General features: G+C 32.8%; 1 pseudogene. It reads right to left on the bottom strand.

Annotated features, from left to right (window positions below):
- Positions 1-210 (bottom strand): annotated as a pseudogene (locus tag A1704_RS17235) (GNAT family N-acetyltransferase); the annotation flags it as partial.
- Positions 211-439: the final 229 nt, after the last annotated feature.

Here is a 439-nt window from a genome sequence, read left to right as displayed (position 1 = left end):
CACCAAAGCTATGGAACCTACCAGTTCCCCATCTATAAAAGCTCCCCAAAAGTTTCCTCCGGCTTCATGATAAAAACTTTCTATCTGTTTCAGATCAGGTTGATCTTCTACTGTAATCGGGATATTAAACTCTTTTTGCTGAATGGTCAGAATCAGATCAATAAGCTGCTCCGAATATGCATTTCCTATAGATTGTACCTGTAATTTCATAGTGTTTTCATTTTTAAAGTATAAAACTACGTAGTTAAATACATATATGCAAATTGTTTTTTGTTTTTAAAAAAATTTAACATAGTTTTCCCGATATTTAACTAATTTTCAAGATTAAAAACCTAATAATCAGGCTACTGAAATGAGAATAGAAATAAAACCATTTAACGGACAGCATTGCGAAACCACTGCGACGGGAACTTTATTGCTTCAACTTGGAATCGAACTT

Origin of the sequence: Chryseobacterium cucumeris, assembly GCF_001593385.1 — a bacterium.
Classification (GTDB): Bacteria; Bacteroidota; Bacteroidia; order Flavobacteriales; family Weeksellaceae; genus Chryseobacterium; species Chryseobacterium cucumeris.
This window is presented reverse-complemented; position numbering and strand designations above follow the sequence as displayed.